General features: G+C 68.7%; 9 protein-coding genes. 2 read left to right on the top strand and 7 right to left on the bottom strand.

What is annotated here, in order from left to right; all coding sequences use genetic code 11:
* The 6 genes from ACFV6I_RS24325 to ACFV6I_RS24300 all read right to left on the bottom strand — a co-directional run.
* The coding region (locus ACFV6I_RS24325; RefSeq protein WP_380427582.1) for a GNAT family N-acetyltransferase at nucleotides 1-627 on the bottom strand (627 nt) is incomplete at its 3' end.
* Nucleotides 624-1,220, bottom strand: coding sequence for a hypothetical protein (locus ACFV6I_RS24320; RefSeq protein ID WP_380427580.1), 597 nt, complete (start codon nucleotides 1,218-1,220; stop codon nucleotides 624-626). The genes ACFV6I_RS24325 and ACFV6I_RS24320, both read right to left, overlap by 4 nt.
* 220 nt (nucleotides 1,221-1,440) lie before the next feature.
* Nucleotides 1,441-2,337: an aldo/keto reductase gene (locus ACFV6I_RS24315; RefSeq protein WP_380427578.1), complete on the bottom strand. Its 897-nt coding sequence runs from the start codon at nucleotides 2,335-2,337 to the stop codon at nucleotides 1,441-1,443.
* Nucleotides 2,334-3,521 carry a cupin domain-containing protein gene (locus tag ACFV6I_RS24310; RefSeq protein ID WP_380427576.1) on the bottom strand — a complete coding sequence of 396 codons (1,188 nt, stop codon included), beginning with the start codon at nucleotides 3,519-3,521 and terminating at the stop codon, nucleotides 2,334-2,336. Before ACFV6I_RS24310 ends, ACFV6I_RS24315 begins: the two co-directional genes overlap by 4 nt.
* A gap of 13 nt (nucleotides 3,522-3,534) precedes the next feature.
* Nucleotides 3,535-3,675 carry a hypothetical protein gene (locus ACFV6I_RS24305; RefSeq protein ID WP_167745844.1) on the bottom strand — a complete coding sequence of 47 codons (141 nt, stop codon included), beginning with the start codon at nucleotides 3,673-3,675 and terminating at the stop codon, nucleotides 3,535-3,537.
* A 180-nt stretch (nucleotides 3,676-3,855) separates the two neighbouring features.
* Nucleotides 3,856-4,350 carry an ATP-binding protein gene (locus ACFV6I_RS24300; RefSeq protein ID WP_380427574.1) on the bottom strand — a complete coding sequence of 165 codons (495 nt, stop codon included), beginning with the start codon at nucleotides 4,348-4,350 and terminating at the stop codon, nucleotides 3,856-3,858.
* A 203-nt stretch (nucleotides 4,351-4,553) separates the two neighbouring features.
* Between ACFV6I_RS24300 and ACFV6I_RS24295 the strand changes: the two genes are divergently transcribed.
* On the top strand, nucleotides 4,554-5,867 hold the full coding sequence (locus tag ACFV6I_RS24295) for a helix-turn-helix transcriptional regulator (RefSeq protein WP_380427572.1): 1,314 nt from the start codon (nucleotides 4,554-4,556) through the stop codon (nucleotides 5,865-5,867).
* Nucleotides 5,864-6,682 carry a class I SAM-dependent methyltransferase gene (locus ACFV6I_RS24290; RefSeq protein ID WP_380427570.1) on the top strand — a complete coding sequence of 273 codons (819 nt, stop codon included), beginning with the start codon at nucleotides 5,864-5,866 and terminating at the stop codon, nucleotides 6,680-6,682. Before ACFV6I_RS24295 ends, ACFV6I_RS24290 begins: the two co-directional genes overlap by 4 nt.
* Before the next feature lie 628 nt (nucleotides 6,683-7,310).
* On the opposite strand, the gene ACFV6I_RS24285 is transcribed toward ACFV6I_RS24290, so the two are convergent.
* Complete coding sequence (locus ACFV6I_RS24285) at nucleotides 7,311-8,141, bottom strand: glycosyltransferase family 2 protein (RefSeq protein WP_380427584.1); 831 nt, start codon at nucleotides 8,139-8,141, stop codon at nucleotides 7,311-7,313.
* Between the last annotated feature and the right edge of the window lie 398 nt (nucleotides 8,142-8,539).

Below are 8,539 nucleotides of genomic sequence, written 5' to 3'. Positions count from 1 at the left end.
CCCTGCGGCCCCGCGCCTACCTCCCCCGCCCGCCGGCCCTGACCCCCCCGCCCCGGGCCGGCCCCCGGGCCCCGCCGGGGGGGGGCCCCGTCGTTCCGTTCCCGGCCCGGCCGGCATCACCCACTGGCGCTGCTGATCCCAGCCCTCCATCGGTGTCCACTCGTGCTCCAGGATCGAGTAGGTGATCGAGTCGCGCCAGGCGCCGTGGACGAAGACGTGATCGCGGATCCGCCCGTCCTCAGTCATACCCGCTCGCAGTAGGGTGCGTGCGGAGGCCTCGTCGAGCGGGGATCGGGCTGCCCAAATGCGGTGCAGTCCCAGGACGTCGAAGTCGAGCGCGCACAGCAGATGGACAGTCTCCGCGCCGAGGCGCTTGCCCCACTCGGCGGGATGGAGGACGAAGCCGACGGTGGCGGCCTGCTGCGGCTCGGTGGCCAATCGGGCGTAGCCGATCAGCCGATGCTCACCGAGGTGGGTGACAGCAAGGCCGTACTCGGTCCTCGGGCCGTCCTTCGCCGTCATCCTTACCCCGGTCCTCGCCCCTTGGGGCGGAGCACATTGGCGCGTTGGATATCCCAAGGGCTGCCCAACGCGCCGCCCTCGACCGGGGGGTCGAGGGCCAGTCATCTGGTGATCGCGGAGAGCCGCCTTCGCAGGGGCTCCTCCAGGTCGAGGTTGTCGCCTCGAGTAATGGTCTGCAGCAGTTCAGTGATGACGACAAGTTCGGCAAACTGCCCGGCTGGCGTGTCGAGGATGTGGGCGAGTCGGTGACGGACCTGGGCGGCGGTGTCCGGCACGAGGACGCTGTACGAGTACAACAGTGCCGCGTCGTACCCGGCAGGCGCGACGCCCCAGCCTTCCCAGTCGAGGACGGTGAGGGTCGGGCCCGTGAGGTTGGCCCAGTGCAGGTCACCGTGGGCCGTCGTCCAGGCAGGCACCCTGGTGTCGATCGGGATGCCCAAGTACTGGGGCATGGCGCGGTCCAGGTATTCCTGCCGGACCGCCACCCGGTCGCTGGGGACGGCGGCGATGGCGTCGAGGGCGGTGCTGAGCCCGTCCCACCAGGTGTGGTCCAGGTCAGGTGGTTCCCGGAGGATCGGCTCGTGGGTGGCGATGGTGGAGGCGGTGATCTTGTCGTACAGCTCCGCCAGGTAGCCGTGCTCGCCCTCGGTCCAGGTACGCCGCTCCCGCAGGCGTGGCCTGGGTACCGCAGGAGGCATGAGCCGTTCCGCCTCCTGCGGTCCCTCCCAGAGCTTTCCGCCGGCCTTGTCGGCAGGGGCCGACACCAGGCGGAGCCAGCCCTCGCCGGTCGCCGTGGCAACCGGGCGGCTGAGGGTGCGTCCACGCCAGCCCCACGCTTCGCGGGAGCCGATCGGCCTCGCGTTGAAAACGGTTGCTGCTACGGCGTGCATCTCACGCATCCGCCTGGCGGTGTCCGGCTCAGGTTCCGAGTACATCAACGACCCTTCGGAGTACGTCCGGAGACAACGGCGGTCGGCCAACAGCTTCGACGGCCCCCATCCAGTGTTCCGGGTTCCCCGTCGACAGGAGTACACGCTTCACCCCTGGGGCTGAAGCAACGACGGCAAGGGCGCTCTCGGCACTGGTCTTGCCCGGGGCGATCAGCTCGGACAGTTCAGGAGTGGCCAGGCCCGGGATCTCACCGCCGTGGAGCGGGGCGGAGGCGAACACCTCCAGCCCCGCAGCCAGGGCATCGGCCAACGGGCCGTGACCGTCGAGAGCCTGAGCGATGGGCACGAGGTGGACGAGGGAGACCGGGAGCTGGATGGCGCACAGGTGATGATTCGGCCCGCCGGCCTTGATCGCGAGTTCGATCAGCATGGGTACGTCGAAGAGGCCACTGCTGAAGCCGCGCCAGGTCGCCACACCATAGGCGCTGATGATCTGTTGGCTGCACGCCTCCTCCAGAGCCAGGACGGCGTTGTAGAGCCGGCCGGTGATCTCGCCGTCCGGGCAGGCGTGCTCGGGGTTGTGGACGAACACCAGGTCGGGTACCCGGCTGAGCATGAGCTTGGAGCGCGCGAGCTGCCAAGCGATGTAGTCCGGGGTGAGGCAGTACCCGCGCTGGGCGTCCGCCGCGGACAGCGCACCGGCTCGTACCCCGATGTGCCTGGTGCCGGCCGGGACGAAGCCCACCTTCGTGGAGACGCACAGATTCGGGTAGGCAGCCAGAGCCACTGCGAGCGACGCCTCCGCCCGGCCGCCTGCGTAGTTGGGCGCCGTGTCCACCCAGTCGGCACCTCGGGAGGCGGCCATCAATGCTGCCTCGGCCACATCGAGGCAACGGTAGGTGCCGAGGCCCAGCCGGGCGGTCATCGTAGGCCTCCGATCGCGGCGGCCTGGCCGTCGACCAGCTCCGTCACGACACCGGCCGCCTGTCCGAGAGCAACGCCCGCGGCCTGCGCGAGATCGGCCAGCCGGTGAGGTTCCCCATCGGCGAGGAGCGCGAGCATCGGCTCGGCCCTGGCGGCAAACGTCCACTCCTCGCCGCCGGCGGTCAACCGGACGGTGTCGTCGGGCAGAGCCCTGAGCACGGGCCGCGTGGTGACCAGGCGTACCTGCAGGTCGGCATCCGGCGGGGCCGCCATGATGTGGGGCAGCGACGGCACGAGCCGGGCTCGCTCGGTGGCGTCGCGAGCGGAGGAGAAGCGGGCGATCAGGTCGTCGCTCTCCAGCTCGGTCGCGATGAGCTTGCCGATTGTGTCGAGGAAGGCGCGCTGCTCCTCGGCGGCCCCGAAGCGCGGGACGTCCGCCCGGACGGTCTCGTGGGCACGCAACATCTCCGACAGCCAGGTGATCAAGTCGGCACCCGTCGTGCTCTGCAGCCCGCACGTGACGTGCAGCGAGTGCTGGCCCTCGGAGGCGGCAACGGCGTGCCACCAGCCCCGAGGCAGATAGAGCACATCGCCGGCGGTGAGAACCAGATCAGCGACGGGCTCTTCGGGCGGCGGCTCGGGCGTCTCGACGTCACGGTGCATCGGCACCGTGCGGGTGGGACCGTAGATGCGCCAGCGCTTCGCGCCGTCGAGCTGGACGACGACCACGTCGTGATCGTCCCAGTGGACGCCGAAGCCCTCGATGCCGGTCCAGGAGGCGTACAGGTTGACCTGCACGCCGGTTCGCAGCCGGCGCTCAAGCTGGCTGGCCAGAGCACCGATGCCGGGGTGAAGTTCCTCGACAGCATCCAGGACCAGCGTGGCACCCTCGGCGAGCCTCTTGTGCAACTCGGAGGGCTGGAGCTGGTACCAGACGGTGCTCCGCCGGGTGGTGATCGGCCGGGAGTACGTGTGCGCGGGCACCTGCTCCCCATTGGCGGCGAGGCGGAAGCGAGGCGGTTCGAACCGGTGGTGGGTCAGGATGGTGTTGAGGTCATCCCAACTCATGAGTCCGGCGAGCGACGCGGATTCGCCGCGTGCGACCTTGAAGCTGCGGCCGAGCGTCTGGGCGAGGAAGCCATCCCCGCCCAGACGCTCAACCACCGAGAAGTGCTCGGCGGTCATCGTGATACAGCCGTCAGTCGTTGGTGTCGGTTCGGCCGGTGGAGCCGCCGTCCGACGGCTGCTCGCCACGCGAGCGGGCCGCGGCGACCTTCGTACGGGCGACCAGCAGGCCGTCGCCCTCCGGCTCGGTGCTGGTCGTCAGGTTCTCGGGCATGAAGCACTCCTTCAGGATCACGGGGCGGGCGGCTGCCCAGCCCCCGTCGTTGGTGCAGCGATGGATCCGTTGCCAGGACAAGCCGCTGGCAAGGAACCTCAGGTGCTTGTGCCGCAGGGCTGTTGACCAGCGCGGCCACCTGCATCCCCCCAAGCCCGCGTCGGGGCGGAGGAAGCCTTGTCAGGCACTGGTCGGGACGACGTCCCGTGCCTTCGGGGCCGCGGCCCTCACCAGCGTGGTGAGTCGCTCGTCGCCCGAGACGGCAGTGGTGGTGCCGACTTCGAACCAGATCCGCTTGCCGGCGGGGTCCGGGTCGGCGCCCCAGTTCGTCGCGAGCGCTGCCACCAGGAACAGCCCTCGCCCGTCAGTGGCATCGAGATCGATCCCGCCGATAGTCGGCAGTTCGTGGCCGACATCCGTCACTTCGACGTGCAGCCGTTCACCGTCCCAGGACACGCACACGACGCACGGGGCGTGAGTGTGGGACACGGCGTTGGTGATCAGCTCGCTGGACAGCAACTCGACATCGCGGAGCGCGTCCTCGACCAGCGGCAGTCCCCAACCACGCACGGCCCGTATCACCCGCCGCCGTGCGTCCGGCACGGCCTCGACACTGGGCAGCACGCGAAAGCCGAACGGGGCAGGGGTGACCGCTTGGCGAGTGGTGACGGACATGAGTGCGGACCTTTCACCGGGACGAGGTCGGCAGCGGGCCGATTCGCGCCGGGATTCACCCGGCAGGTATCTACAGAACCGCCTCCAACGCCGGTGAACCAGAGCAGAATTGAAGCGGAAATGAGGCATCCGTGCTGCAAATGCGGGCATGACCTGGCCTGTTATGGCTGCAGACGAACTGACGTACCTCTGGAGGACGCGCGATGGCATCCAGGAGGTCCCGGCTGATCCAGCGCAGGGAGGCGGTCGGCCACACCCAGGAATCCCTGGCTGAAGCCCTCGATGTGGACCGTACGACCGTGGGGCGATGGGAGAGCGGCAGGGGTGCCCCACAGCCCTGGATGCGGCCGAAGCTCGCCCGCGCCCTGGAACTCTCGGTCGACCAGTTGGCCGACCTGCTGGCAGCATCCCCTGCAGCCGCCGAAGCAGTTCCACAGTCCAGCAGCGTCGGCGAAGCCTCGCTTCCTGTCCCTGACCTGCGCACGGACCACGACATCGATTTCGTTGTGGCCGTGGCAGCCGACTCGGCAGAGTCCGCGCTGTTCCTTCGCTTCGCGAGCGCCTCCAACGTGGATGACACGCTGCTCGAACAGATCGACGCGGACATCGCGAGGCTGGCAGGGGACTATGTGAGCAAACCGGTGTCCGAGCTCTTCCACGACATCGGGACCCTCCGGCGAGGAGTGTTCGACTTACTCCGAGGCCGCCAACACCCGTACCAGACAAGCCATCTCTACCTACAGGCCGGGCGCCTCTGCGGCCTGGCCACTCATGTCGCCCTCGACCTCGGCCAGTACACGGCCGCAGCTACGCATTCGCGAACGGCCTGGCGTTGCGCGGAGTCAGCCGGCCACAACGGTCTCCGGGCCTGGATCCGATCCGTCCAGTCCCTGATCGCCTACTGGCAGCAGGACCACCGCCAGGCCGCCGAGCTGGCCAGAGCCGGACTGCCGTACGCGGACAGTGGGACGATCGCAGCTCGTCTGCTCAGCCTCGAAGCACGGGCCACCGCCGCGCTCGGAGACAGCGCGAGCGCGCTACGAGCCGTGGAAGCTGCCGAGGCGGCGCGGAGCGCCGTAGCCGCCGTGGATCTTCCCGGTGTGTTCACGTTTCCCGAGGCCAAGCAGTGGACCTACGCCGGCACCGCCCTCCTTGCCCTGGGCGCCCGGTCGCATGTGAACCGCGCCATCGAGGCGTCCTCCAGGGCCATCGACCTGTACGAGTCTGCACCGCGGCAGGAACAGTCCTCCGGTGACCTGCTGGCCGCCCGCCTTGACCTCGCCAACGCCCACCTCGCCCACGGCGACCTCGACGGCGTGCAGGAGAAGCTCTCGGTGGTGCTGGACGCCGCACCGGACCGGCGAACAGCGAGCATCTCCAGCCGCCTTCGGGCGCTGAGCGTCCGTCTTGCCGAGCCCGCCTACGCAGGCTCCCCGATCGTCCTGAGTCTCCGTGAGAATGTCAGAGAAGCCTGCTCTCGACCCGCACTCACGAATCCTCCGGAGCTGCCCCAGTGACGAGCAACACCGCACAGCAGGACGCCGCAGTCGCCGACAAGTCCATCCTCGCGAACAGTGCCTACGCCGACGGACGCCACTTGGCCGCCCGCCAGTCCATCTACCGGTGGCAGCAGCCGCATTACGACCTGCCCGGGATCGTCCTCGAAGAGCTGACCGGCACAAGCGGGATCATCCTTGACGTCGGCTGCGGCAACGGCAAGTTCGTCAGTCGCCTGCACCAGGACCGTCCGGACCTTCAGGTCATCGGGATGGACATCTCGGCGGGCATCCTCGCCGACGTCGAGAAGCCGGTTCTGGTGGCCGACGCCCAGTTCCTGCCCTTCGCCGACAAAAGCGCCGACGCCTTGTTGGCCCTGCACATGCTGTACCACGTCAGCGATATCGAGGCCACGATCAAGGAACTGGCCCGCGTCCTCCGACCTGGCGGTGTGCTCATCGCCTCGACCAACAGCGACACCGATAAACAGGAGTTGGACCGGCTCTGGGCCCGGGCCGCAGGCGACATCCTCGGGATCCCCGAGGGGCCGGCGCGGGTCTCCCTCAGCTCCCGCTTCTCCCTGGAGAAGGCCCCCGGCTACCTCGGGACAGCGTTCAAGGACATCCGGGTGCGGGAACTACCTGGCACCATCAAGATCACCGATCCTGCACCGATCGTTTCCCACCTCGCCTCCTACGAAGCGTGGGCTGACCAATGCGGCGTCCCTTTCCGCGAGACGGTCAATCGGGCAGCAGAGATCGCTGCCGCCGCCATCAAGACAGAAGGCTCATTCAAGATCACGTGCCTCGGTGGCATTCTGACCTGCAGGCGGTAAGACGGCCAAGCGAGGTGGTCGCTGCCTAAAATGACAAGGTGATTTCCTCGCGCCATCATGACTGCTCTGACTCATCCGGCCTCCTCCAGGACGGAAAGAGCAGTCATTCATATGCCTTCTTTGTGTCTCGGATGAAATTAGGATGATTGCCGCTGTGCAGCTCTATCCACGCGGTTCCCGCATCCATCTTTCCAATCTCGGCGCAGAGACTTCCAAGTGGCCCCGCCTACTGGCTCGATAATGTGAGCCAGTCCAGATCTGCTGATCGCAGCCGCTGTGGCGTCGGCCTATGACGATGTGTTACATGGCGTCGGCCTGCTGCGTACTTGCTAGACAGAAGGCGGTCCCCGGCCTTCACCTCCAGCTTGCTCCCCTCGGCCATGCCCCCTTCTCCCGGTCGACACGGCGTCTACTCGCATTGGTCATTTCATGACGAACCTTCACGTTGTCATCGCCATTCAAGAAGAAGAGCCGACACCGTCGTCGCCCACCTGCGGCCCCGGGAGCTGACCGCCGCGATCGAAGCCGTCCTGCCGGCCTGATCCCCCCACCGACGGACCGGCCCCGGGCACCCGCCCCGGGCCGGTCCGTCGTTCCCCGGGGAGTGGATGCGCCAGGCGGCTGCGGCCTAGATGATCGGGGGCCGACCGAGTCGGGTCATGGTCCACACCGTGCGCCAGCGCATCGGCTTGCGCCGACCGCACGGTGTGCGCCAGCCCTCGGCGAAGCCCGAGAACCAGGCCTTCAACCCGGTGGCGTTCCGGGTGCGGGCGACCGTGAGCGCGACCCACACGCCGAGGTAGACCGGCACCAGCAGCGCGGGCAGGTGGCGGCGCGCGAGGTACACGCGGTTGCGGGCGTTCACCTGGTAGAAGAACGAGTGGCGGGTCTGGCTGGTCCGCGGGTGCTGCAGTAGCAGCTCCGGTGCGTACAGCACCCGCCAGTCCGCGTCGATTGCCCGCCAGGCCATGTCGGTCTCCTCGTGCGCGAAGAAGAACGCGTCCGGCCAGTCCCCGACCTGCCGCAGCATCTTCGTCGACAGACCATGGCCGCCGCCGAGGAAGCTGGTCACCTCGCCACCGCGCATCGGATCGCCGGCCCGCAGTCGGGGAACGTGGCGGCGCTGGGTAAGCCCGGTCTCGTCAGCGATCCGGAAGGACACGATGCCCAGCCCGGGGTCCGCCTCGTACAGCGCCTCGATCCTCGCGAACACGTCGTCGGCGACGAGCAGGCCGTCGTCGTCCAGGTCGATCACCACGTCCACGTCGCGCAGGTGCTCCAGCGCCACGTTCCGGCCACCGGTCACCCCGAGGTTCTCGGCCAGCTCGACGCCCTCCACCCACGGCGGCAGCTCCGGCAGCGGGCAGCCCTGGGCGACCACCACCGTCCGCGCCGGCCTCACGGTCTGCATCTCCACCGAGGCCAGCAGCTCGGCCAGTTCCTTCGGCCGCGTGCCCATGGTCAGGACTGCCACGCCCAGCTTGACGCCCACCGAAACTCATCCCTTCGAGGAAGCACACATGACCCGACGAACGCACCGCTCGGGCGCCGCGTCACTCAGGGAACTCGCCGAGAGGCGGATGCTTCCGAACCACCAGATCATGGACCAGCCCACACTGAACCGGATCGCCGGGATGCGGCCCGAGGTCTTCGCCGCGCCGCCCACCCTGCCACACTCGCCACTCATGTCGGTACCGGACGTCACCTGGTACTACCAGTCTGCGAACTGCGAAAACGCACCAGAAGGGGGGCCGGGGGGGGGCCGGGAGCGGTGCGGGAAGGAGCGCCGGGGGCGGAGGGGGGGGTCGTGGGGGGGGTGGGCGCGTCGGAGGGGGGGGGGGTGGTGGTGGGGTGGCG

The sequence above is a fragment of the Kitasatospora sp. NPDC059803 genome, from assembly GCF_042732255.1.
GTDB lineage: Bacteria > Actinomycetota > Actinomycetes > Streptomycetales > Streptomycetaceae > Kitasatospora.
Note: the sequence above shows the minus strand (reverse complement) of the source record. Positions and strands in the feature narration are given on the sequence as shown.

Bases quoted from the DNA above. Each gene is read 5' to 3' on its own strand.
- ACFV6I_RS24320 (WP_380427580.1), bottom strand. From the start codon at position 1,220: ATGCCTCCTGCGGTACCCAGGCCACGCCTGCGGGAGCGGCGTACCTGG.
- ACFV6I_RS24315 (WP_380427578.1), bottom strand. From the start codon at position 2,337: ATGACCGCCCGGCTGGGCCTCGGCACCTACCGTTGCCTCGATGTGGCC.
- ACFV6I_RS24310 (WP_380427576.1), bottom strand. From the start codon at position 3,521: ATGACCGCCGAGCACTTCTCGGTGGTTGAGCGTCTGGGCGGGGATGGC.
- ACFV6I_RS24305 (WP_167745844.1), bottom strand. From the start codon at position 3,675: ATGCCCGAGAACCTGACGACCAGCACCGAGCCGGAGGGCGACGGCCTG.
- ACFV6I_RS24300 (WP_380427574.1), bottom strand. From the start codon at position 4,350: ATGTCCGTCACCACTCGCCAAGCGGTCACCCCTGCCCCGTTCGGCTTT.
- ACFV6I_RS24295 (WP_380427572.1), top strand. From the start codon at position 4,554: ATGGCATCCAGGAGGTCCCGGCTGATCCAGCGCAGGGAGGCGGTCGGC.
- ACFV6I_RS24285 (WP_380427584.1), bottom strand. From the start codon at position 8,141: ATGGGCACGCGGCCGAAGGAACTGGCCGAGCTGCTGGCCTCGGTGGAG.